Annotated in this window: 20 protein-coding genes; 15 read left to right on the top strand and 5 right to left on the bottom strand. The window is 71.1% G+C overall.

What is annotated here, in order from left to right:
* From ABZX61_RS20910 to ABZX61_RS20885, 6 genes are all read left to right on the top strand, one after another.
* Window positions 1-1,011 carry a LacI family DNA-binding transcriptional regulator gene (locus ABZX61_RS20910; RefSeq protein ID WP_355196749.1) on the top strand — a complete coding sequence of 337 codons (1,011 nt, stop codon included), beginning with the start codon at window positions 1-3 and terminating at the stop codon, window positions 1,009-1,011.
* A 57-nt stretch (window positions 1,012-1,068) separates the two neighbouring features.
* Window positions 1,069-2,148, top strand: a complete 1,080-nt coding sequence (locus ABZX61_RS20905; RefSeq protein ID WP_350730818.1) for a LacI family DNA-binding transcriptional regulator — start codon at window positions 1,069-1,071, stop codon at window positions 2,146-2,148.
* A 180-nt stretch (window positions 2,149-2,328) separates the two neighbouring features.
* Complete coding sequence (locus ABZX61_RS20900; protein ID WP_355196747.1) at window positions 2,329-3,672, top strand: extracellular solute-binding protein; 1,344 nt, start codon at window positions 2,329-2,331, stop codon at window positions 3,670-3,672.
* 5 nt (window positions 3,673-3,677) lie between these two features.
* Window positions 3,678-4,592, top strand: a complete 915-nt coding sequence (locus ABZX61_RS20895; RefSeq protein WP_350730815.1) for a sugar ABC transporter permease — start codon at window positions 3,678-3,680, stop codon at window positions 4,590-4,592.
* Complete coding sequence (locus tag ABZX61_RS20890; protein ID WP_355196745.1) at window positions 4,589-5,500, top strand: carbohydrate ABC transporter permease; 912 nt, start codon at window positions 4,589-4,591, stop codon at window positions 5,498-5,500. The genes ABZX61_RS20895 and ABZX61_RS20890 overlap by 4 nt, the downstream gene beginning before the upstream one ends.
* Before the next feature lie 36 nt (window positions 5,501-5,536).
* Window positions 5,537-6,532: a hydroxyacid dehydrogenase gene (locus tag ABZX61_RS20885; RefSeq protein ID WP_355196743.1), complete on the top strand. Its 996-nt coding sequence runs from the start codon at window positions 5,537-5,539 to the stop codon at window positions 6,530-6,532.
* A 78-nt stretch (window positions 6,533-6,610) separates the two neighbouring features.
* On the opposite strand, the gene ABZX61_RS20880 is transcribed toward ABZX61_RS20885, so the two are convergent.
* Window positions 6,611-7,582 (bottom strand): YafY family protein, encoded by a 972-nt coding sequence (locus tag ABZX61_RS20880; protein WP_355196741.1) that lies wholly within the window; start codon window positions 7,580-7,582, stop codon window positions 6,611-6,613.
* A gap of 91 nt (window positions 7,583-7,673) precedes the next feature.
* On the opposite strand from ABZX61_RS20880, the gene ABZX61_RS20875 reads away from it, so the two are divergent.
* The 6 genes from ABZX61_RS20875 (at window position 7,674) to ABZX61_RS20850 (ending at window position 18,097) form a co-directional block, all read left to right on the top strand.
* Entirely contained in the window at window positions 7,674-8,657 is a 984-nt protein-coding gene (locus tag ABZX61_RS20875) for an NADP-dependent oxidoreductase (RefSeq protein ID WP_355196739.1), read from the top strand.
* Entirely contained in the window at window positions 8,654-9,754 is a 1,101-nt protein-coding gene (locus ABZX61_RS20870; RefSeq protein ID WP_355196737.1) for a winged helix DNA-binding domain-containing protein, read from the top strand. Before ABZX61_RS20875 ends, ABZX61_RS20870 begins: the two co-directional genes overlap by 4 nt.
* 221 nt (window positions 9,755-9,975) lie before the next feature.
* A complete protein-coding gene (locus tag ABZX61_RS20865; RefSeq protein ID WP_355196735.1) occupies window positions 9,976-10,290 on the top strand; it encodes a hypothetical protein in 315 nt (104 codons plus the stop codon).
* The gene (locus ABZX61_RS20860) at window positions 10,287-11,435 is read left to right on the top strand and encodes an NlpC/P60 family protein (RefSeq protein WP_355196733.1); all 1,149 of its coding nucleotides are present in this window, start codon (window positions 10,287-10,289) and stop codon (window positions 11,433-11,435) included. Before ABZX61_RS20865 ends, ABZX61_RS20860 begins: the two co-directional genes overlap by 4 nt.
* 532 nt (window positions 11,436-11,967) lie before the next feature.
* Window positions 11,968-13,107 (top strand): hypothetical protein, encoded by a 1,140-nt coding sequence (locus ABZX61_RS20855; protein ID WP_355196731.1) that lies wholly within the window; start codon window positions 11,968-11,970, stop codon window positions 13,105-13,107.
* Between the two features lie 139 nt (window positions 13,108-13,246).
* Window positions 13,247-18,097, top strand: coding sequence for a DUF4132 domain-containing protein (locus ABZX61_RS20850; RefSeq protein ID WP_355196730.1), 4,851 nt, complete (start codon window positions 13,247-13,249; stop codon window positions 18,095-18,097).
* A 77-nt stretch (window positions 18,098-18,174) separates the two neighbouring features.
* Here the strand turns inward: ABZX61_RS20850 and ABZX61_RS20845 are convergent, their stop codons facing one another.
* On the bottom strand, window positions 18,175-18,807 hold the full coding sequence (locus ABZX61_RS20845) for a helix-turn-helix domain-containing protein (RefSeq protein WP_355196728.1): 633 nt from the start codon (window positions 18,805-18,807) through the stop codon (window positions 18,175-18,177).
* Window positions 18,808-18,839: 32 nt separating this feature from the next.
* Window positions 18,840-20,036 (bottom strand): cytochrome P450, encoded by a 1,197-nt coding sequence (locus ABZX61_RS20840; RefSeq protein ID WP_355196726.1) that lies wholly within the window; start codon window positions 20,034-20,036, stop codon window positions 18,840-18,842.
* A 152-nt stretch (window positions 20,037-20,188) separates the two neighbouring features.
* Between ABZX61_RS20840 and ABZX61_RS20835 the strand changes: the two genes are divergently transcribed.
* Together ABZX61_RS20835 and ABZX61_RS20830 are read left to right on the top strand one after the other, a co-directional pair.
* The gene (locus tag ABZX61_RS20835; protein ID WP_355196725.1) at window positions 20,189-20,959 is read left to right on the top strand and encodes a methyltransferase domain-containing protein; all 771 of its coding nucleotides are present in this window, start codon (window positions 20,189-20,191) and stop codon (window positions 20,957-20,959) included.
* The gene (locus ABZX61_RS20830; RefSeq protein ID WP_355196723.1) at window positions 20,956-21,102 is read left to right on the top strand and encodes a hypothetical protein; all 147 of its coding nucleotides are present in this window, start codon (window positions 20,956-20,958) and stop codon (window positions 21,100-21,102) included. The genes ABZX61_RS20835 and ABZX61_RS20830 overlap by 4 nt, the downstream gene beginning before the upstream one ends.
* A gap of 58 nt (window positions 21,103-21,160) precedes the next feature.
* Here ABZX61_RS20830 and ABZX61_RS20825 read toward each other — a convergent pair whose 3' ends face one another.
* On the bottom strand, window positions 21,161-21,316 hold the full coding sequence (locus ABZX61_RS20825) for a hypothetical protein (RefSeq protein ID WP_355196721.1): 156 nt from the start codon (window positions 21,314-21,316) through the stop codon (window positions 21,161-21,163).
* A gap of 106 nt (window positions 21,317-21,422) precedes the next feature.
* Window positions 21,423-23,063 carry an NEW3 domain-containing protein gene (locus tag ABZX61_RS20820; protein ID WP_355196719.1) on the bottom strand — a complete coding sequence of 547 codons (1,641 nt, stop codon included), beginning with the start codon at window positions 23,061-23,063 and terminating at the stop codon, window positions 21,423-21,425.
* 188 nt (window positions 23,064-23,251) lie between these two features.
* Between ABZX61_RS20820 and ABZX61_RS20815 the strand changes: the two genes are divergently transcribed.
* Window positions 23,252-23,524: a hypothetical protein gene (locus tag ABZX61_RS20815; protein ID WP_355196717.1), complete on the top strand. Its 273-nt coding sequence runs from the start codon at window positions 23,252-23,254 to the stop codon at window positions 23,522-23,524.
* Window positions 23,525-24,068: the final 544 nt, after the last annotated feature.

Genomic DNA, 24,068 nt, shown 5'->3' with positions numbered 1-24,068 from the left:
GTGGTGACGATACAGGACGTGGCGAAGGCCGCCGGGGTCTCGCCGATGACCGTTTCCCACGTCATCAACCACCACCCGCACGTCAAGACCGAGACGCGCGAGCGCGTGCTGCGGGCCATCAACGAGCTCGACTACCGGGTCAACGTGGCGGCGCGCAACTTGCGCACCGGGCGTACGGGGACCATCGGGCTCGCCGTCCCGGAGATCGACCGCCCGTACTACGGCCAGCTCGTTGCGAAGATCATCGCGGCGGCGGCGAAGCGGGATCTCAAGGTCGCCATCGAGCAGACCGGCGCCTCGCGCGAGGGCGAGCTCGCCGCGCTGGCCCTGTCGCGCAACCGCCTCTACGACGGGCTCATCCTCAGCACCGTCGGGCTCGGCCCGGCCGACACCGACCTGCTCAAGGTCGACTTCCCGGTGGTGATCCTGGGGGAGCGGATCTTCGACGGCCCTGTGGACCACGTCGCGATGCCCAATGTCGAAGGTGCGCGGGCCGCCACGGCGCACCTCATCGAGCGGGGCTGCCGCCGCATCGCGCTCGTCGACGGCCCGCCGCGGGGCGAAGTCGACGTCTCCAGCCTGCGCCACGACGGCTACCGCGAGGCGTTGGAAGAGGCGGGGCTACCCTTCGATCCCGAGCTGGTGGTCCCCATCGACGCGCTCACGATGGAGACGGGAGCGGCCGCCGCGCGCCGGTTGGCCGGCTCCGGGGTCGCGTTCGACGGCGTGTTCTGCGTCACCGACACGGTCGCGATGGGGACGCTGCGCGGCCTGGCCGACTGCGGGATCCGCATCCCGCAGGACGTCAAGGTGATCGGCTTCGACAACATCGCCGAGGGCGCCTACCTCGTGCCGTCGCTGTCGTCCGTCGACCCCGACCATGCGCTCATGGCCGGCACGGCCGTCGGGTTCCTGGCCAAGCGGATCGCGGAGAACGGGAAGAACAAGCAGGTCGCGCGCGAGTTCATCAGCCGCTTCTCCGTCGTCGCCCGCGAGTCGACCGGAGGGTAGACGTGTGCGGCGTCATCGTGGTGACCACGTACGGACAACGTTCTCTACACTGGTGAGGTGGCCAGACGAAGGAACGACGCGCTCGACGACCCCGAGCACCGCCAGAGCACGATCAAGGATGTGGCCGAGCTCGCCGGCGTCTCGCTGTCCACGGTCTCGCGCGTGGTGGCCGGCAACTATCCGGTGGCCCAGGCCACCCGGTCGCGGGTGGAACGGGCGATCGAGGAGCTGAACTACGTCGCCAACACCCACGCCCGCGTGCTGGGCGGCGGATCGGCCCGCACGGTCGGCTTCATCGTCAACGACGTGCGCGGTGCGGCCTTCGCCGAGGCTGTGCACGGCGTCGAGCAGGAGGCCGCGCGCCGTGGGCACATCTGCCTGGTGGCCACCACCGACGGAGATCCCGTCCGCGAGCTGGCCGCGATCCAGCTCATGCGCGAGCAGCGGGCCGCCGCGGTGTTCCTGATCGGCGGCGCCACTGACAACGCCGCCTACCGGGCCCGGATGGCCGACATCGCCCGCTCGCTCGACGCCTCCGGTTCGCGGCTGGTCCTGTGCGGCCGCCCGCCTCTGGGGGACGGGATCCCGGTAACGGTCGTCGAGTACGACAACGAGGGCGGCGCCTATGCGCTGACCAGCTTCCTCGTCGGCCGTGGTCACCGCAGGATCCTTTACGTGGGCGGGGATTCCACGTTCACCACCACCGCGGGACGGCTCTCCGGTTTCCGCCGGGCGATGGGCGACCTCGGCTGCCCCGTGGACGAGAGCCTGTTGGAGCTCGGCACGGATTTCACCCGCGCGTCGGGCTACGAGCGTGTCAGCGCCCGGCTGCGGGGGGAACGCGACTTCACCGCGATCTTCGCCGAGACCGACGTGATCGCCGGCGGCGCGATGGCCGCCGTCTTCGACGCGGGTCTCAGCGTCCCCGAAGACGTCTCCATCGTCGGCTACGACGACATCCCCCTGGCCGCCGATCTGCGTCCCGGCCTGACCACCGTCCATGTGCCCTACGAGGAGCTGGGCCGCGCGGCCGTGCGCAGCGCCCTGGACCGGCCCGCGGGCAGGGCGGAGCAGCATCAGATGCTGGGCGCCCACGTCGTCATCCGCCGGTCCGCCGACCGGCCCTCCCCGGCGTAGACAGCGTTCCCGGCGCGAGACGCCGCCGCGCGACAGCGCTGAACCATGCCTTCACCAGGGAAATCGGGCGTAATGGGAAATTTATCCGCCCGAAATCTTGCCCTCACGGTAAGGGGGTTCTACGGTCTCCGTAGACAACGCTTTCTATAGCCGCCCCCAATTCTGCGAAGGAGCGGTGCCGTGAACCGCATCCCAACGAGCGCCCTCGCCGCCGGCCTGACGATGGCCGTCGTGCTGACCGGCTGCGGCTCCCCGGAGCCCACCGCCCAGGAGCCCGCCGCCACGGCGGGCGCGGGCACCGGGCCGGTCACCCTCACCTGGTGGTCGTGGGACGAGAGCAAGTTCCTCGACCCGGTCGTGGCCAAGTTCAACGCCGCCCACGACCACATCAAGCTCAAGGTGGTCAAGCAGGCCGACAATCCCGGCACCGCGGCCAACCTGCGCAACGTCGTCGCCGCGGGACAGGATGTGCCCTGCCTGGTGAAGGCCTTCGGCGAGGTGCCCGGTCTGGTCGGTGAGGGACTGCTGGCCGACATCACCGAGGTCTTCCAGCCGTACACCACGAAGGGCCTGTTCAACGAGGCATCCTTCCCGGGCGCCAAGGCGGGCGACCGCTTCTACGGCATCCCGACCGGCTTCGCGCCGTCGTTCATGATGATCAACCGGGCCGTGTACGACAAGCACGGCGTCGCGGTGCCCAAGACGTGGGACGACGTGATCGCCGCGGGCAAGGAGTTCAAGAAGCACGGCGTCTACGTGATGAACCTCGCCGGCGAGGACCCCTCCACCCTGATCAACCTGGTTCAGCAGGCCGGCGGGTCGTGGTACGCGATCGAGGGCGACAGCTGGAAGGTGGACTTCCTGTCGCCGCAGTCGCTCAAGGCCGCCGACGTCGTACAGCGGCTGGTCGACGACGGCCTGGTGGCCAACCAGACCTACCAGGACCGGCCCGCGCTGATCAGCTACTTCGACTCGGGCAAGATGGTCTCCCTGCCGACCTCGACGTGGCAGCTCGGCAACTACGAGCTCAACTACAAGAGGTCGCTGGGGGACTGGCAGCCCATCGACCTGCCCCAGTTCGCCGACGCCCCCGCGTTCGTGACCCCGGCCCACGGCGGCGCGCTGCTGGTGCCCAAGGGCTGCCCGAACATCAAGGAGGCCGTCGAGGCCGGCGTGTGGATGACGACCGGCAAGGACGCCATCGACGCCTCCTACCAGCAGGACACCAGGCAGTACGCCTGGCCCGGCGCCGTTCCCGACCCGTCTCCCTGGATCGACTCGGTGGTGCCGGAGAAGCTGTTCGGCGAGCGCAAGGGCGAGGCCAAGGGCGTGATCCTCAAGGCGACGCAGTCCGGCCGGGACCCCTGGGTGGTCGGCCCGAACTTCACGGGCGTCTTCTCCGAGCTCCAGGACCAGTGGGCCAAGATCGTCACCAAGGAGATCACCGTCCGCCAGGCCCTCGAGCACATGCAGAAGTTCACCGTCGACGACCTGAGGTCGAAGAACATCAACGTGCGGGGCTGAACGTCATGGCCATCACCGCGAGCCCCAAAGCGTGGCGGCGCACCGCCGCGCTGCAGGGCGCCTCGTTCACCATCCCGTTCTTCCTCGGGTTCGTGCTGTTCAGCGTGGTGCCGATCGTGCTGGCGCTGCGGGAGAGCGTGTTCACCGAGAAGAGCTCGGGCCTCGGCTTCGGCCCGAAGACGGTCGAGTTCGCCGGGCTGGACAACTTCCTGCGCGGCATCGCCGACGCCAAGTTCTGGGCGGGCATGGGCCGCGTGGGTCTCTTCGCGGCCATCAGCATCCCGCTCATCCAGATCGTGAGCGTCGTCATGGCGCTGCTCCTGGACGCCGCCTCGCGGCGCGTGGCCGCGCGCTTCCGGCTGCCGCTGCTGATCCCGTACATGATCCCCGGCATCGTGGCCACCCTGATCTGGATCTACCTCTACAGCCCCGACGTCGGCCCGCTGACCCCGTTCTTCGCCCTGCTCGGCATCGACGCCGACTTCTACAGCGGCGAGCTGATCTGGGTGTCCATCGGCAACCTCGTGGCCTGGGGAGCCATCGGCTTCAACATGCTCATCGTCTATGCCGACCTGCAGTCGGTGCCGCGCGAGATCTTCGAGAGCGCCCGCGTGGACGGCGCCTCCGAGCCGCGGATCGCCTGGTCCATCAAGGTGCCCATGATCCGCCGCTCGCTGGTGCTGACCACCGTGCTCAGCATCATCGGCACCCTGCAGATCTTCAGCGACCCCATGCTCTTCCGCTCGATGACGCCCGAGACCATCACCCGCGACTTCACGCCGATCATGGCCATCTACGACTGGGCCTTCGCGCAGGGTGACTTCAACTACGCCGCCGCCCTGTCCGTCATCCTGGCGCTCGTGGTCGGCGCGGCCTCGGCCGTCTTCTACCGCCTCACCGACAAGGCACCCACCTCATGACGACCGCCACCACCGCGAAGCGTCCCGCCGCGCCGGCCCCCGCCACGCCGGCCGGACGGCACACCCGGCCGCACAAGGCCAGGACCAGGGTCGCGGTCATCACCGGCCTGGTCGCCTTCACCGTCTACTCCGTGGCGCCCGTCTGGTGGCTGGTCGTCGCCGCCACCAAGAGCCAGTCCGACCTGTACACCACCAACGCGCTGTGGTTCGCCGAGTTCCGGCTCTGGGACAACCTGCGGGGCCTGTTCACCTACCAGGACGGGATCTTCCTGACCTGGATGGGCAACACGCTCCTGTACGGCCTGGCCGGCACCGCCGGCATGACCCTGGTCAGCGTGGCCTGCGGTTACGGCCTGGCGATGTACCGCTTCCGCGGGCGCGGTGTCATGATGGGCGCCATCATCGGCTCGTTCCTGGTGCCGGGCGCGCTGCTCACGATCCCGTCCTTCCTCCTCTACACGGACCTGCGCCTGATCGACACGCCGTGGGCGATCATCGTGCCGAGCTTCTTCAACGCCTTCTCCGTCTACCTCGCCAAGGTCTACGCCGAAGGCGCCATCCCGCCCGAACTGCTCGAGGCCGCCCGCATCGACGGCGCGGGGGAGTACCGCATCTTCTTCCTGATCGGCGCCAGGCTCATGTCCACCGGTGCCGCGACGATCTTCCTGCTCGGCTTCGTCGGGTCCTGGAATTCCTTCTTCGGCCCACTGGTCTACCTGCGTGACCAGTACAAGTGGCCGGTCATGCTCGGCCTGTACTCGTGGCTGAAGGTCAAGGTGGACAACTCCACCGACCTCACCGGCCTGGTCGTCGTCGGCTCGATCATCTCGCTGATCCCCATGGTCGCCCTGATGATCTCCCTGCAGCGCTATTGGCGCTCCGGAATCACGCTCGGCAGCCTCAAGTAACCACCGCCACACCTGCTGAACACGGGGGACCCGCCTGTGACCCATCGCCGCCCGAAGGCCCTGCTCGCCATGCGCCAGGTGTACGTTCCGCGGCTCTTCCCGGCCGCCGTCCGCGACCGGATCGAGCGGCACGCCGACGTCGACGCGGCCTTCGCCGCGGAGAGCCTGGACGACCCGCGCGCCGCCGCGCTGCTGCCGGAGCTGGAGGTGCTCATCACCGGCTGGGGCTGCCCGCCGCTGGACGACGCCTTCCTGCGCGCCGCCCCCAGGCTGAGGGCGGTCCTGCACGCGGCCGGCAGCGTGAAGGCACACGTGACCAAGGCGGTCTGGGACAGGGACATCGCGGTCACGTCGGCGGCCCAGGCCAACGCGGTCCCGGTGGCGGAGTACACGCTCGGCACGATCCTGCTGGCCGGCAAGGGCGCGTTCCGGCTGCGCGAGCGCTACCGCGCCGACCGCACGTTCACCGTGGCCGGCGTGGTGCCGGACTCCGGCAACTACGGCCGCCGCGTCGGCATCGTCGGAGCCTCCCGCGTCGGCCGGCAGGTCATCTCCCACCTGTCACGGCACGACTTCGAGATCCGCCTGTACGACCCGTACGCCACCGCCGCCTCCGTACGCCGCCTGGGCCTCGAGGAGCTCCTGGCCACCAGCGACATCGTCAGCCTGCACGCTCCCGCGACCCCCGAGACCCACCACCTGCTGGACCGTGACCGGCTCGCCCTGCTGGCCGACGGCGCCGTCCTCATCAACACGGCGCAGGGCTCCCTGATCGACACCGAAGCCCTCATCGACGAGCTCAGGACCGGCCGCATCTCTGCCGTCATCGACGTCACCACGCCCGAACCGCTGCCCGCCCACTCGGCGCTGTTCGAGCTGCCCAACGTCTTCCTCACGCCGCACATCGCCGGCTCGCAGGGCAACGAGCTGGCCCGGATGGGCGCGGCGGTCGCCGACGAGCTCGAACGCCTGGTGACCGGCGTCCCCCTGCTGCACCGCATCCGCTACCAGGACCTCGACACCGCGGCCTGAACGCCACGCCCCCACCCTGCCCGCCCGCCCGCCCGCATGGTGGACACGATCACCTTCGGTGACGCGGATGCCTCCCGGCTACGGCACGGACGGCCTGTCGGGCGCGCCGGTGGCCCGGATGAAGCGGGCGCCCCACTCCTGGACGTGCGCGGCGAACTCCGGCGGCCCCAGCACCTCGAAATCGGCCCCCACATTGCCCAGCGCCTGCGTCGGCCAATCGAGGGAGGTCGAGGTCATGGTGATCCGGCAGGTGCCGTGGCTGAGCGGTTCGATCGTGCCCCACTGGCCGATCGCCTGCCGTACCCGGGCCTCGGGGGCGTGGACGAGCGCCTGGACCGTGTACGGCGCCGGGGCCCCGCTGGCCGCCTGGACGAAGGCCGCGGCGTCCTCGGCCGGGAGTGGACGCGGCCGGAACCGCGTGCCGGTCCCGGCCGGCTCGGTCAGCCGGTCGAGGCGGAAGCTGCGCCAGTCGTGCCGGGTCAGGTCGTACGCGACGAGGTACCAGCGTCCGCCGAGGGCGACCACGCGGTGCGGCTCGACCTCGCGCCGGGTGGGGGCGGAGGCTCTGGCGGTGTAGCCGAAGCGCAGCCGTTCCTGGTCGCGGCAGGCCTGGGCGACTGCGGTGAGCACCTGCGCCGCGACGACCGGCCCGGCCGGGGCGACGGAGAGGGTCATCTCCCGCAGGGCGTCCACCCTGGCCCGCAGCCGGGGCGGTAGGACCCGGATCACCTTGGTGAGCGCACGCAGCGACGCCTCCTGCATCCCGGCGATCCCGCTCTGCGCCGCGTCGCCGATGCCCACCGCCAGAGCCACCGCTTCCTCATCGTCCAGCAGCAGCGGCGGCAGGACGGCGCCGGGCCCGAGCTGGTAGCCGCCGTCGGTTCCCCGGGCCGCGCTGACCGGGTAGCCGAGCTCGCGCAGCCGGTCGACGTCGCGGCGCAGGGTCCGCTCGGATACCCCGAGCCGCTCGGCCAGTTCCGTGCCGGGCCAGTGGCGGTGGGTCTGCAGCAGCGAGAGCAGTCGGAGGGTCCGTGAGCTGGTGTTCGCCATGTCGCCATCCTCGCGCGACTTCCGGTCAAAAAGTGACCGGAAGCCTGTTTAGAGTCGATTTCGAAGGCCGTACCGACCTAAGGAACAAGAAATGATCACCCGTGAGATCCAGCTGACCGCACAGATCGCCGGCACCCCCACGCTCGACCACTTCACCGTCGCCACCACCGAGGTGGACGGCGAGGTCGTGGTGCGGACCGACCAGGTCGGGCTCGCCGCGACCTACCTGGAGCTGATGCGCGCGGACTGCACCATCCCGGTACCGGCCTGGCAGCCGGGCCAGCGGGTGGGCGTGGCCGCCATCGGCACCGTCGTCCGGTCCGACAGCCCCGAGCTCGCGGTTGGCGACCTGGTCCAGTCGATGACCGGCTGGAGCGAGTACTCGGCGGGCCCGGCCGCCCAGTACACCAAGCTTGACCCCATCGCCGACCCCGGCTACTACCTCGGTCAGGGGCCGACGGCCTACTACGGGATGGCCGACGTGGCGGGCGTCGGCGAGGGCGACGTGGTGTTCGTCTCCGGTGCGGCGGGCGGGGTCGGCTCGCTGGCCGGTCAGATCGCCAAGTGCCTGGGCGCGGCGCGGGTGATCGGCAGCGCCGGCAGCCCGGCCAAGGTCGACTATCTGGTGAACGAGCTCGGCTACGACGCCGCGTTCGACTATCACGACGGCTCGCCGGTCGACCGGCTCCGAGAACTCGCACCCGAGGGCATTTCGGTGTTCTTCGACGTCGTGGGTGGCGAGCAGTATCAGGCCGCGCTGCAGACGGCCAGGCCCGGTGCCCGGTTCGCGCTGTGCGGCTCGCTGTCCAGCCAGCTCGGCGACGCGGCCGAGCGCTTCCCCACGCCCGACCACGCCGCGGCCCAGGCCAGGGGCATCGAGCTGCTGCCGTTCTCCTGCTACCACACCCCCGACCAGATCGCCGCCTGGCGGGAACACTTCAGCACCTGGCTGGGTGAGGGCCGCTTCGTCTACCCGCAGACGGCCATCAAGGGCGAACTCGAGGACGTGCCGCAGGCGTTCTTGTCCCTGCTCCAGGGCTCCTACCGGGGCAACGTCTCGGTGCGGCTGTCATGACGACTCTCTCGACCAGGGCCCTGAACCGGGCCCTGCTGGACCGCCAGTTCCTGCTGGCCCGCACCGATCACACCCCGCTTGAGGTGATCGGGCGCCTGGTCGCGATGCAGGCTCAGGAGCCCAACTGGCCCTACGTCGGGCTGTGGAGCAGGATCCGCGGCTTCACCCACTCCGAGCTCACCACGCTGCTGCAGGACCGGAGGGTGGTCCGCTCCGGCCTGCTCCGCAGCACCCAGCACCTCGCCGCGGCCGACGACTTCCGCCGGCTGCGGCCGCTGCTGCAGCCCGTCCTCGACCGCACCGCCCGCTCGCCCTACTTCGCCCGCAACAGCGCGGGCCTGGACACCGCCTCACTGGTCGCCACCGGGCTTGAGCTGCTGGCGGGCGGGACGACACCGCGAAAGGAGCTGGCCCGGCGGCTGTCCGAACGCCACCCGGACCGCGACGGGCGCGTCCTCGCCGGGGAGATCGAGCTCAGGACCCCCCTCGTCCACAACCCGGCCACCGGTACGTGGGGCTCCTGGGGCACCCGGTCGGCCGTCTGCGTCACGCCCGCCGAGACCTGGCTCGGCCGGCCCATGGTTCCGGCGACCGCCAAGGATCTCATCCGCCGCTATCTGGCAGCGTTCGGCCCAGCCGGAATCATGGACGTACAGGCCTGGTCCGGGCTGACCCGCCTCGGCGAGATCGTCTCCGGGATGCGCGCCGAACTGCGCCACTACCGCGACCCCGACGGCAGGGAACTGATCGACCTGGCCGACGCGGAACTGCCCGACCTCGACACGCCCGCCCCCGTGCGACTGCTGCCCGCCTTCGACAACGCCCTGCTCGGCCACGCCGACCGGACCCGCATCATCAGCGACGAGGACCGCAAACACGTGATGCCCGGCCAGGCACAGGTACGGCCCACCTTCCTCGTGGACGGCCACGTGCACGGAACCTGGTCCCTCGAAGGCGAAACCCTGCACCTCACGCCGTTCCGCCCTCTGACCGCGACCGACCGGGCCGCGTTGGAGCAGGAGACGGAGCGCCTGCTGCCGTTCGTGGGAGGCAAGAACGTGTCCTACAGCAGCCCGATCGCGACCCGGACATCCTGACGCCGGCGTTCGATCGCCGCCGGATCGTCATCCAGGTACGGCTGCTGGCCGGGCGATCAGGCACCCGACCGCTGCTCGGCAACATCGCCGCCTCGGCGGGTCAGATCAGGCGAAGGGGTGCCGTACGGTCCGGCATCGCGCCGGCCATGAGATCGCAGCCGGGCGAAGAGGCCAGGGGTGTTAGATTGTCGGGCGGTTGATGTTGATCTGACAGTAGAGGCGTGACTCACGTGGCAGGGTTTGAGATCTACTTCGACACGCTCGAAGAGTGCGCCACCAAGGCCAAGGGAGTCGCCAACCAGTTCAAGAGTGCGGCCGAGGACGGCCCCACGAGCGTCAGCACCTCCTGCTTCGGCGGCCTGGAGAACGTTTCTGACAAGCTCGCCAAGGCCGTCAACGACTTCGAAGTGAAGATCGACGCCGAGATCCGCCACGCGCAACAGAACCTGACCAAGGTCGAGGCGGCCATCCACCAGGTCGTCACCAACGTCCGTACGGCCGACCTCCCCAGCGTTCCCCGGACGGAGCAGGTGTGACGGACATCTGGGACCAGTACCTCAGCCCCATCCAGCGCGTCATCGACGACCTGAGCGGCGACCAGGCCCAGATCTCCAAGATCTCGGGGCAGTGGCGAACGCTGGCAGGCGACATCACCACAGAGAACGGCGTGATCAAACGCGCGGTCAACCGGGTGGACAGCGCGTGGAACGGCGCCGCCGCCGAGAGTTTCGCCAAGTACATGGCCAGATATCCCAAGTCCGGTACGGCGCTGAGCGAGGCCCTGACCAGCTGCGCCGGCAAGCTGGATGCCGCCGGGAGCGCGCTGGAGACGGCCAAGGGCGAGGTCCAAGCCCTCTACCGGGAGAAACGCGCCTGGCTGGACGAGCAGCGCAACGACCCCGACAGCACCACGATCTCGATGACGAGCATCCGGTCCCAGGTGTCCAACGCCCTCGATCGCGCCAAGGTGCACACGGACAAGGCCGCCGAGGCACTCGGTCAGGCCACCAGCGAGATCGGCAAACACCTCGGCGAGGTGCGGTTCTTCACCGGCATCCCCGCTCCCGGCGATCAAGACTTCGTTCCGGGCAACAAGGCCAAGATGCCCTGGATCCCCGACCCGGACTTCCGCCCGCACACCCCGAAGACGCAGCTGGCGTCCTACAACGGCAACGGCAACGGCCTGCCGCCCGGCGATGGCATCGGGAACGGCGTCAACGGGGCGGGCGGCAGTGGAGGCAGTGGAGGCGGCGGCGGTGGGGGCGCGCCTTCGCTGGCCGTCCCGCCGAACGCCCACAACCTGGCGCCCAACCCTCGTGCCCAGGCCGTCATCGACTACGCCCTCAAGCAGATCGGCGACCCTTACGTGTGGGGAGCAACAGGACCCGGCTCCTTCGACTGCTCCGGACTGACCCTGCGCGCGTACGAGTCCGCGGGGACCGCCATCCCCCGGGTCGCGAACGACCAGTGGCTGCGCGGACCGCGCATCCCTGATGGCAATGTGCAGGCCGGAGACCTTGTCTTCTTCGACAACAACGGTGACGGCACCGCTGACCATGTGGGCATCGTGCTCGATCCCGAGAAGGGCACAATGATCCACGCGCCCAGACCGGGCTCCGAAGTCAAGATCGCCCCCTACAGCCGCACCCCCATGGGCTTCACCCGGCCGGGAACGAGCTGACCCTCGGCCACGCCTGGAGCCGGCTCGACGTCGCCGTACCCGCCCCAATGGAAGGGGTCGTGGCCTTGAATGCGTTGCAGAGGGCGCGGCGGGAGACTGTCCGCTCCTCGCCACTGGCAGTCTTGTATGTCAGGCCTTTGGCGATGCCGGCGACGGACTCGCCGTCTGCGCGGCGACCGAGCGCGATGCGCATCATGTCCTTCGAGATGACCGGCCGCCGTGCCTGCCCTCTGCGGCGGGTGGAGACGCGCGCGTACCCGAACCGGCTGTGGTCGATCGGCTCGAAGAGTGTGCCTGATGTCCGCAATTGTCATGACATCAACGCGCGCGGCTCAGTAGCCAGGCGGCTACGCTCTTCTGCCTGGCGATATTCACTCGTGCCGAGCCAAGGCCACCGGGATACTGCATCCTGATGACGGTATATGCATACGACAGCCCGGCCTCGTTCCGCGGGCAACTCCAGCGAGGCCGCGGCCTCGCAGCACGCCGTGCCTCAGCTGAATCCGGCGCCGCCGACACGGTGTACGAGTGCGTGATCACCGACACGCGATGGGACCGGCAGGTAGACCAGCGTGACAGCTATCTCGCCGGTCTGATCGGCCGGCTCAGCCTGCCGCTGGCGCCGATCGAGCAGCACCTTTTCGACTATGACGGCGATGATGACGAGCCGGTCGGGCTCGCTCTGCAGGTCCTCGCCCTGCTGCCATGGGTCGGCCGCGGCGACGCGGCGACGATACTGCGCAGGTACGCAGTCGAGGGGCGACACTGGTCCTTGGCGCTGGAGGCGATCGGGGACAGCGGGGTCATGAAACTTCCCGCTCTCTGGGACGGGCTCGCCGACGACGTCATTGCTGTCCGCGACAACGCCCAGCTCGCGCAGGCGATCTGGTGCGACATGGAACCGTGGACGACGTTCGCGCGGTCCCAGCCACAGGTGAGGCGCATCGTTGAGGAGCTACAGGCGTCCCGCTCTCACAGGCCGGTCAGGCCAGACCTCCAACTCGGCGACGCCGAACCTGGCGATCTGGTCCGGCTCGTCACTGCCGGTGGTCCCGCGCGCCGATGGGCACTGGAGGAGCTGGGCAGGCGCGGCGATATGATCGTCCTCGAATTCGCAGCAGACCCGGGACTGCGTAACGCCGCGGGGTGGACCCCGGGCGTGCCCCAGGCCCTGCGCCACCTTGGGACCGGCGCTCTGCCACAAGCGCGCGCCTGGATCGGCAGCGGCGACGACACGCTGGCCGCGTTCGGGGAGCGCGTGCTCGCAGAGGTCGGAGACCAAAGTGACGCACCGGTACTGCTGGCCGCGCTGCGCCGCGCCGTTGCGTCCGAAGAGTGGTGTGCGGCCGAGCTCCCGGCCCGAGCCATGGGACGGCTGGGAGTTCGCGAGGCCGTCGACGAACTCGTGGCCCTCTGGGAGGGCACTGTTCACTCACTGGCCCGGGAGACATTCTTGGTCGGGCTTCAGGGATGTGCGCCACAGGAGGCCGCGCTCATCGCCATCGAGGGGCTTGACGACTGCGAACCCACAGTCCAGCAAGCCGCCTGTGCGAGAGCACGGGACACTGTCCGGGTCCGCTCGCGCCTTCTGGAACTGGCCGACGATCCTTTGGCCCCGGAGGTTCACAAGGCCGCGAGCACGAGACTGCAAACCCTGGCCGATGCACCCTGAACTCGTGGGGGACCGCTGAGAATCAGCGCCATGACATGAGCGCCACGCGGCCCGGATCACCGCGCGGCCGCCCCCGCCACTGCGGGTAAATCATCCGTTTTCCGCAGAATGTCGTAGGGATGATCAAGAATGGCGTCCCATGGGATGGATCGGGATCGCGACGGGCCACGAGCTCACCGTCGAGGGGACGCGGCGGCCGGTGCTCGCCTGCCGGACGGCCGCGGGCCGCGTGCTGGCCAAGGTGCCCGCCAACGTCAGGAAGGATCCGACCGCGGTACGGCTCGCCGCCCTCTGCGACCGGCTCGGCGAGCGCGCGCGGGCGGTGCATGACCGGGTCGAGTCCTGGATGGTGCGGTCGCTGCCCGTCCCGGCCGCGGTGTTCGCGGCCGTGTGGGACGACCCGGTGTGGCGCGAGACGCTCACCGACCTGGTCGTCGCCCCGATCATCGAGGGCGCACCCGACCTCGGCCGCTGCGCGCTCCTGCGCGAGGGCGCGTGGACGGGCGCGAACGCCTTCGCGATCCCGCACCCGCTGCTGCTCGGCGACAAGCTGCCCATCTGGCGGGGACGGAACCTCACGCAGGTTGTCGAGCAGGTACGCCGCGAGGTGTGGACGCGTCCCGCGAGCATGGACCGTACGTTCGGCGTGGTCAACACCTTCGGATACGTGGACGCCCACTACGAGAGCGGCGGCGCGTTCGAGCGCCGCGTGCACGAGCTGGGCGGGCGCATCAAGGGGGACAGGGCGCGGTTCACCGTGCACGCGCCCGAGCCGCTCGGCATCGAGATCGACCTGGACTGGAGCGGGCCGATGAGCCCGGCCTACATGGCGGGGCTGAGCTTCACCGCGGGCGGCCGGGAGATCGGCGACATCGCCTGGTCCGAGGGCGTCCGCATTCTCATGGCCCTGTACGCGGACCGCACCGTGGACGAGACGGAGCCGGTGGTGGAGGCAGCCGAGGCGTACTCCCACTACTGCGACGCCCACCAAGGCGAGCCCGGCACCGTGGTGCCCTCCGGCATCACCGGCCCGACGCGCGACGTGCTGCTGCGCGCCGGGGCGGTGCTGCCGGGCACGCCCGCCGGCTCCGACGAGGACACGTGCGTCGCCGTCCGCTACGAGCACTCCGTCCTGGACGAGCCGGTCGTCGAACTCGTCCGGCGCGCGGCCGTCGACGGCGACAAGGCCGAGAAGTCGCTGTACGACCTGGACCCGGTGGCGGAGACCGGCGTCGGCACCGTGCACGTGGGCCCGCTCGGGTTCCTCGCGTCCGCCCTGCTCTGGTACCCGGCGCACCGCGCCCGCATCCTGGCCGCGCACACCGACCTGCGGGCCGCCCGCGGTCTGGCCGCGCGCAAGCCCGGCCTCGCGCGCACCGCGCTCACCCGTACCGGCGACGACCTGGAGACGCACGCGCCCGAGCTGCTGCCGCCGTTCTACGAGGAGTGCGCGCGGATCATGGCCGCCGCGGGCAGCGCCCGCTTCGCCGCCGCCTTCTTCGAGAAGGCCCGCGCCGCCGAGGACGCGCACGCGCTGCCGGTCGACGAGGTCGCGCTCGTCGCGGCGCACCTCGCCGCGGGACCGGACGCCGCCGGACCGGCCACGCTCAAGAAGCACGGCAAGCGGCTCGCCGCCCGCCATCCCGCCCCCGGCGCGTACCGCTGGCACCGCAGCCTGCTCACCGAGTGGTGCGAGGAAGTCCCGGACGGCGCGGACGGCGCGCTGGCCCTGGCCGACGGCTGGGCGGAGCTGGCGAAGGCCGCCGGGCACACGCTCGGCGGCCCCGAGGACGAACGCGCCGTACGGGCCCTGCTGGAGAGCGGCTGCATGGAGTCGGCACCGCAGGCCCTCTGGAAGTTCGTCCTTCCGCTGCTCGGCCCGATGGCACGGGCGGACGCGGGCATCGGCCGCGCGCTCCTCGGCATCCTGCCGTTGCCCACCACGGACACCCCCAAGGCGAAGAGCGCGGCAGTGTCGCTCCTCCTCGGCAACCTCGCGAGCGCGGGCCTGACCGCCCCGTTCAGCACGTCCCGCGGGCCGGCGGTGGCGGACTGGCTCGGCCGCTTCCTGAAGTTGTACGCGGGGCTCGCACTCCCCGTCGCCGGTCTCGGCGACCTCCTGCACGACGCCGGTACGCGGCTGCGCGCGGAGGGCCTCACCTGCGACGACCACGAGGCGGTGCTGGGAGCGGACGAGGACGAGGTCAACCGCTGGGAGGAGACCGCCGCCGACCTCCCGCTCCTCGATCTCCTCCTGGACCGCGGCGTCCCGCTCGCGCGGCCCCGGCTGCTGCACACGTTCAAGCTGTACGACCGGCTCGCCTCCGGAGCGGGCACCGACCTGGCCGCCGTCGCGGCCGACCCGGACTGGGCTCCGCTGCTGCGCGACGCGATCGCGGGCAACGTGACCAACCAGCTCAACGTCACCGAGCCCGCCGTCCCGAAGCAGACCGCCCCCGAGACCGTACGGGCCCTGACCGCGACACCGGGAACGGCGCAGATCGTCGCCGCCATCCTGGCCGAGCATGCCGAGCGGGTCCCGGATCAAGGGCTTCCGGACGCGCACGCCGCCCTGTGCGACGCCGAACGGTTCACCATCGCCGGAATCCCCGGCCCTCTCCTGGACAGCGTCCGGACGATCGCGACCGGGACGGACCCGGCCCGCGCCCTCGCCGCCACGCTGAGCGGCGGCGTCCTCGACGAACTGGAGTTGCCCGCCTTCGTCCCCGGCCACGTCAACACCATCACCGACTACCTGGAAGAGAGCGGCACCGACCTGCTCCTGATCGAGTCCGGCCGGCTCTGGGAGCACAAGTTCCGCGCCTCCGTCGTCACACCGGATGGAGTCGGCCCGTCCCACGGCTTCGGCACGTACGAGTCCGTCTCCAGCCGGTCCCACGAACGGACCGAGGCGCGCGACCTCTACGACCGCTGCCTGATCGCCGTGAACGGCCGGGTGACCGTACTGGACCACGGCGGCCCGCACTGCCCGCACGGCAGCGCGCACCCCGCCGCCCGCCGCGTCGTACCGGCCGACGGCGAACGGGTCGCCTTCCCCGGTGGCGCCGAGGCCACCGTGTGGCGCGGCCAGGGCCGGATCATCGAGTTGCGGGATCCGGCCGGGCGGACCATCGGCCGCTACGTCCGCGGCTGGGGCAGGGTGCCCGAGCACGACGGCGCCGAGAACATCAGCACGGTCGAGCATCACCGCTATGCGTCCGGGACCCGCCTGGTCGCGCCTCCCGGCCGGTGGTCGGCGATGCGGCCGCGCGACCCCGAAGGATCCAGGGCACTGCGCGCCGTCGACGAGAAGAAGGCGCAGGCCCTGATCGACGTCGCGGACGCCGCGCTCGCCGCCGACCTCATGCGGGTGCTGGACCCCGAGAGCGGGTACGCGGAGAAGGACGCCGCCCGCGACGAGCTGGCGGGACGGCTCCGCCCGCTCCTGCCGGAGATCACCGACGAGTCGCTGTGGAAGGGCGTCACGTTCCTGGTGTGGACGGCCGTCGAATGCCGCGAGCGCGCGTTCGCCCTGCTGGAACGCCTGGTGCTGACCCCGCCGCCCCACCTGCGCCCGGCGCCCGCCTCCGCGGCACCCGCCGTCCGGTCCGAGAAGCCCGCCGAGCCGGACGATCCGGGGCCCGAGTCCGCGTACGAGAGGATCGTCCACTTCGCCCGCGCCGCCGTCGATGTGCCGTACGACAAGAAGATCGCGATATTCGACGCCCCCGCCGTCAAGGGGGTCGAGAACACGCTGGGCCGCCTCGGCGCCGCCGTCCTGGAGGCCGCGTGGGGCAACGGCGGCGGGCGCGCGCGACTTCTGGAACTGGCCGCCGTCCCCGAACTCCTCCGCACCGACGGCACCTGGCACGTCGCCCGGCTGCGCCCGGAGTACGACCTCGGGCAGATCCGCTCGGGCCGCGGCCCCATCTCGGCCGCCGCCGTCGCCGACTACGAGCAGGTGGGGCACGGGTACGCGGTCACGGCGCTCCTCCACACCCCCGATGGCCCCGACCCGCTCCTGTTCACCCGCAACCGCGCCGTCGAGCTGCGGACCTGCCGCGGCTGGGGCGACCCGGACCGGCTCCGGCGGGCGCTCGACCTGATCGCCGAGAACGGCCCGCCGCCCGTGGACCGGCAGGCGACCGTACGGGCGTTCGCCGAGGCCACCGGCCTGTCACCGGCCCAGTGCCTGATCCTGCTGGCCACCTCGGCCCGCACGCTCTCCTGGCCGGACGGCTGGGCGCGGGGCCGCGTCACCGCCTTGGGCAAGGGCGACGCGGCCCGTGCCCGCGAACTCGACCTGACCGAGATCGAACTGCGCATCGCCGCGCTCTCCCTGGAGGCGCTCACCACCACCGACGAGGCCGTCGAAGTCGTCGAGCTGCTCATGCCCGACGACCCCGCCGACCTCTGGCGTACGGGCCCCGACCTGGACCGGGCGGTCGCGTACTGGACGGAACGTCACCCGAGGCTCACCCCGCTCACCGCCGAGCAGTGGGTCACCCTCGCCTCAGGCGCCGAGGACGCCCTGGAGGCGCTGATCGCCCTGCTCGGCGAGCGTCTGTCCGTACCGCCGCTGGGTCACATCGCCCGCGCTGCGAGGCTCGTGGCCGACCGCCTGCCCAAGGACTACCCCGCCCGTACAACCGCCGCCGCCCGCCTGCGTGACCTGCACGAACACGTCACCGGCCCGGACACGACCCTGCCCATCGCCTCCGGGGTCACCTCGGTCACCGCCCTGGAACGAGCCGCCGGAGCGACCGCGGCCCACCTCCCGGAGAGCAGGCTCGCCATCGGCGCAGCCCTCACCCTGGAGCCCGCCGGGGACGGCTACCGCGTCCACCTCCGCCCGTCCCGCTGGCCCGACCTGGACGCGCTGGCCCCGGCCCTCCGCCGCGGCGGCGCCACCGATGTCGCCCTGGTCATGGAGGATCTGCGCTTCCTCCGTTCGTCCGAGCCGCTGGAGGCCGCGGCCCGGCTGGAGTGACGTACCCGGAGGTGCGCGGTGCGGGCCATGATGTCCAGCCGCCTTCACCGTCGGCTCAGCGCCGGGATCAGGCGGGTTCAGTGTCCGATCTGTCGCGAAGTCAGGGAGGAGTCGAGGATGTGGTGCGACCGGGCGGAGGGGGCCGGCAGTTCGTCGTCCGACGGCCGCAGGCTCGACAGCAGCAGCGCCAGGTAGCGGCGGAGATCGCCGCATTCGGGATCACCCGAATGCATGGTGGCCAGCGCCATCACCAGGATGGCGGCCAGGTCGCGGACGATCAGGTCGTGGCGTACCGCGCCCTGCCGCTGGGCTCTGGCCAGCACGACGCCCAGCGGCCCCATGAACCGCACGGCGATGTCGACGGTGAACGCCCCCGACATGCGCGCCGCCCGCAGCAGGGCGCGGTGCGCCGCGAGGGTCTCGACCGAGGCGGTCAGTGCCTCGGTCAGCGCCCGTCCGGCGTCGTCGGCGTCGCGCGTGGCCAGGACCAGCGGCTCGACCTCTTCGGCGAAGTATGTCTGGAAGGCCGCCCTGATCACGCCGTCGCGGTCGCCGAACCTGCGGTAGACGGTGGCGCTGCCGATGCCGGCGTAGCGGGCGATCTCCTCGAGTGACACGTCCGGGCCGTGCTCGCGCAGACTCGCGATGGCGGCCCGGACGATCTTGTCCGCGTTACGCAGCGCGTCGGCTCGCTGTCGCTGCTCGTGCACATGTGAACGCTAGCAGCCGACGCGCCCTGGGTTCACCAGGCGACTTCGAAGCTGGTCAGCCCGAAGACGATGTGGAAGGAGCGGAACTCGGCGGGGGCGCCGCTCTCGCGCAGGCCGGGGAAGCGCTCGAACAGGGCGGGGAAGGCGATGCGCAGCTCCATCCTGGCCAGCGGCGCGCCCAGGCAGTGGTGCACGCCGTGGCCGAAGGCGACATGGCCCATCTCGCCGCGGGTGATGTCGAAGCGGTCGGGGTCGGAGATGAACTTCGGGTCGCGGTTGGCCGAGGGCAGCGCCAGCATCACCAGATCGCCCGCCGGGATGTGCTGCCCCGCGACCTCCACGTCGGTGGTGGTCACCTTGGCCACGCCCGAGTGCACGATGCTGAGCCAGCGCAGCAGCTCCTCCACTGTGGCGCCGATCCGCTCGGGCTCCTTCATGAGCAGTTCGAGCTGGTCGGGATGGCGCAGCAGGGCCAGAGTGCCGAGCCCGAGCATGTTGGAGGTCGTCTCGTGGCCGGCCAGGAGCAACAGGCTGGAGATGCCGGCGAGCTCGTCGATCGACAGATCGTCGCCGTGCTCGCGCACCAGCATGCCGAGCATGTCCTCGCCCGGCTCGGCCTTGGCACGGGCGACCAGCTCGGACATGTAGGCACGCGACTCCAGCGAGGCCGCTGTGCGCTCCTCGGGGGACCTGGAGATGTCGAGCAGCGTGTTGGTGCGCTGCTGGAAGTCTTCGCGGTGCTCGTACGGGACGCCGAGCAGCTCGCAGATCACCAGCGAGGGGATGGGCAGCGCGAAGGTCTTGATCAGGTCGACCGGCGAGCCCGCGCGCTCCATCGCGTCGAGGTGGTCGTTGACGATGTCGCGGATGCGGGGCTCCAGCCGGCGCATGCGGCGCATGGTGAACTCCGGCGTCAGCATCCTGCGCAGCCGGGAGTGCTCCGGCGGGTCGAACAGCAGGAGATTGCCCGCCTGCATCTTCGCGACCTGCTCGGGGCTCAGGCCCTGCATGCCGGGGGCCGGGAGGTTCTGCGGGCGCCTGTTGCTGAACCGCTCGGCGTCTCCGAGGATCTCCTTGACGTCGGCGAAGCGGGTCACGAGCCAGGCTTCGAGCCCGAACGGCGTGGGCACCCGCTCGATGCCCGCGCTGTCGCGCAGTTTCGCGAGCTCGGGAACCGGATCGAACGCGGTGCGCCGCATATGCAGGGGCAGAGTCACAGGATCGCTCATGTCATCTCCTGGAGAGGCCGATGTGCCGGAAACGCCCTTCAAAAATGATAGTAGTCCATCACTTGCCCGGGGTGGGCGGCGACCGGCACGTGGCGCGTTCCCGCAGCACAGCCTTCTGGATCCTTTCCCGTGGGCTCTCATATCGTCGGATCATGGAATCCCACGAGCTCCATCTGGACCGCGCACGAGCCACGTCCTTCGGCTCAGTGGCCGAGCAGTACGACCGATATCGCCCGGAGTCCTCCGACGAGCTGATCGACGAACTCACGGCGGGCCATCCAACCCGCGTGCTCGACGTCGGATGCGGCACCGGCAAAGTGGCCCGGACGCTGGCCGGACGAGGGCTGGCGGTGCTGGGGGTCGAGGTGGACGAGCGCATGGCGAACGTCGCACGGGGCCACGGCGTCGAGGTGGAGGTCTCCCCGTTCGAGACCTGGGATGACGCGGGGCGTCGTTTCGACCTCATGACCTGCGGCGACGCGTGGCACTGGATCGACCCCGACGCCGGCATCGCGAAGGCCGCACAGGTGCTGGCCACCGGCGGCGTCATGGCGTGGTTCTGGAACTCCTCGCAGGTCGAGGAGCCGGTGGCCGCGGCGTTCACCCACGTGTACGCGCAGCACGCGCCGGAGATCGTCTGGGTCTGGGGACCACGGGACACGACCCGTTCCGAACGCGTGCCGCTCTCCGGCCGCGACGCGTTCTCCCCGATCGAGGAGAAGGTCTACCGGCAGGAACGCGTTCTGACCGCCGATCAGTGGGTCGGGCTCGTCGCGACGTCGAGCGACCACCTCCGGCTCGGCGCCGAGCGGCTCGCGGCACTGCTGCGGGTGGTGCACGGCACCATCGAGTCCCTGGGCGGTCATGTACGCATTCAGCACGAAACCACCGCCCTGATCTGCCGACGGCAGCGGCGCCTTTGACCCGTTCCCCGTACCAGACCTCGCCGGAGATCGTGCCGCTGATCGGGCCGCGCACGCTCCAGCAGTACGAGGCGGCGCTACCGGCACTCGACGTCAAGCTCACAGCAGAGCAGCTTGCCCGCCTCGACGCCGCCGGAGCCTGACCGGAACCCGACGCCGGGCCCGCGCGCATCGGATCGCCCGCCAGGTTCTTGGCCGACCTCACCGGGACCGTCGAGACGTTTCCGCCGTCTCGGCGAGCCGGGCTTCCAACTCGGCGATCATCTGGGTCGGCAGGCCGGCGTTCTCGCACCGGACCGCCTGCGGGCGGCCGTGTCGATGCCGGGCGACCTTCGTGATGCACTCGTCAGCGGCCATCGTGGCGAACTCCTTGCGCGCGAGCGAGTGGGGTTTGCCGGGGACGGCCGCCTGACGACATCCCACCGCACGGCGCGGCCGGTCCGGAGACGGGACCGGCCGGCGGTCAGGCGGCGCGGCCCTCCAAACCGGCGATGGTGATCGTGCCGGAGGTGGCGCGCAGGCCGAAGCCGTACCGGAAGCCCTCGCGGGCCTGCGGCGTGGCCAGCGTGGCGCCGATGCCGGCCGTGCGGAGCCGATGCCACCGGCCGCCCGTGTGGGCGAAGGAGGTGATGGTGTCGCCGGACAGCACCAGCGCGAACCGGTCGCCCGGCGCGAGCGTCAGCGGCGCGTCGCCGGGCGTGTCCAGGAAGCGGCCGCCGACCCGCACGTTGATGCCGGACTGCTTGCGGGTGTTGTTGTACCAGGCGGTCACGTAGGTGTCCCGGTCCTTGACCCAGCCGACGAACACGCTGTCCTCCGGGCTGCCGGTGCCGGCGAACGAGCCGACCGTCACCACGCTGATCGCTTCGGCCGACGACGGCCCCGCCGGGCCGGCCACCAACCCGAAGAAGGGTTGCGTGCCGGTGCCCGCGAACCGGCCGCCGCCGGCCGTGGTCGCCGGCTTGGCCTCGCCGTCGAAGGGCTGGTGCACCGTGTAGCCCGCCGAGGTGTCAGCGGTGAACGTGTCCTGGGCCTCGACCTTCGCATAGGAGGCGGGGTCGAGCGGCACCTCCACGTGCGCGTACGCGCTGGCGGCCCGCGCGGACCGGTCGTACGTCGCGAAGGCGCGCACCGGGTAGGCGTCCGGGCGTGGCGAGGTCCCGGGCGGCGGCGTCACCCGCCAGCGCACCGCGAACCGGCCGCCGGGCCGCACCACGGGCGTCTCCGTGTGTCCGAGCGGCTCGGCCGACCAGCCCGGCGGCACGGCAGGCGCCACCTTGACGTGCGTGGCCGGCTTGCGGCCGTCGTTGGTGAAGGCGGCGATCACCACGGCGGGCACGCCCTGCTCGGTGACGGCCGCGTCCAGCCGGGTGTCGCCCGCGGCGGGCGACCACGCCTGCAGCTCGGTGACGCCGACGTACGCGCCGGGCGGGTTGCCGAACACCAGCCGGATCCTGGTCGTGGTCAGGGCCGGGAACGTGATCCGGTTCAGCGCCGCACCCGGCTCTCGCGGCGTGCGCGCCTGGTCCGGCACCTCCCGCCACGCCGACCCGTCCCAGAACTCCAGCCGGTACGACGCCGGCGCCCGCACCCCGCCCCCGTCGTCGTAGGCGTAGAACCGCACGTCGCTCACCTGGGTCGGCACGCCGAAGTCCACCCCGAGATGGTCCTCGGGGTTCGGGGAGCGGTAGTTGGTCCAGCGGCTGTGCGGGATGTCGTCGTAGAAGATCCGCCCGTCCACCGCGTCCCACACGTTGTCGATGCCGTTGGTGTACGATGCGAACGGTTTGGGGTAGCCGGTTCGGTACGGATTCGCGGCGTCGTTGCCGGGACGCGAGGAGCGGTCGGGCGCGACGGCGGCCGGCACGCGGGCGGTCAGCTCGCCGAGCGCGGACCGCGCGGCGGCGAGCCTGCCGTTCACGTAGACGCGCAGTCCCTTGCCCTGGCCGTACCTGGTGCCGTCGCGGTCCCACAGCACCGTCACGTTGTGCCCGTGGTACGGCACGTTCTCCAGCGCGAAGTGGTCCCACTCCGCGGGTGCCAGCGGGTTCACCACGACCTTGCCGTCCGCCTGCGGGCGCAGCCCGATCAGGCCGCTGATCACCAGGTCGTCGAAGGTGGAGTGGTTGTAGTGCTCGCTGTGCCCCCGCGCGTCGTAGATCCAGCGCGGCTCGTCGGGGTGGTGCGCCTCGGCGACGTACCTTGTACTGGGTGAGCGCGTAGCCGCGTAGCACCCGGTAGTAGTCGGCGGCGGTGACGACGTCCTGGTCGCGGTCGTTGAGCAGGTTGGCCATGGCGGTGAGCGTGGTCGAGGTGGAGTACGGCCAGCTCGGGCCGTCCCAGCGGCAGCAGCCGCCGAGCGCGTCCCGCATGAAGAAGGGGCTGCGCCGCTCGGCCGTGGTCGGCCCGTACGGCGCGGCGAACCCCTGCGGGTCCAGCAGCTGCGCCCACGCCTTCTCGGTCCCGGGCTTGGCCATGCCGAACGCCCATGGCACGAACCCGATCTGCTCCCTCGTGGAGACCAGCTTCCGCTGCGGGTCCAGGTCGGCGCGGGCCTTGTGGTAGAAGAACTGCCGCTCCGGGTCCCACAGGTAGCGGTGCAGCGCGTCGCGCAGGGAGGCGGCCCGCCGCTCGAACGTCCTGGACAGGGCTCCGTCGCCGCGCATCCGGGCGATGGCGGCGATCGCCCTGGCGTCGCCGTACTGGTAGGCGTTGAGCGTCGGCCGGTAGCCCGCGCCGCCGTGGTAGGGATCGGCCGGGTCGGTCTCGTAGGAGGAGGCGGTGTACTCCATCGCGTCCCACACCGGCACCGACCAGTACAGGCCCAGGTCCTTGTCGTACTGGCCGCCCCACTTGTCGTACTGGCGGACCAGGTCGGGCAGCAGTCTCTCGACTAAGGACGCGTCGCCCGTGACGAGATAGCGCTGGTAGGCGGCGTCGGCCGCCCACCAGGCGTACTGGTGCGCCCAGTCGTCGGTGTCCTTGTTGAGGTACTCCTCCTTCGGCTTGGGGCTGCTGCCGGGGCCCTGCAGCCAGTAGGTGAGGTAGTCGTCGATCGGGCGGGTGTCGCGCAGCCAGCGGCCCTCGTACACGTGGTGGCCGGCGGCCG

This window comes from Nonomuraea sp. NPDC003709 (assembly GCF_040610775.1).
GTDB lineage: Bacteria > Actinomycetota > Actinomycetes > Streptosporangiales > Streptosporangiaceae > Nonomuraea > Nonomuraea angiospora_A.
This window is presented reverse-complemented; position numbering and strand designations above follow the sequence as displayed.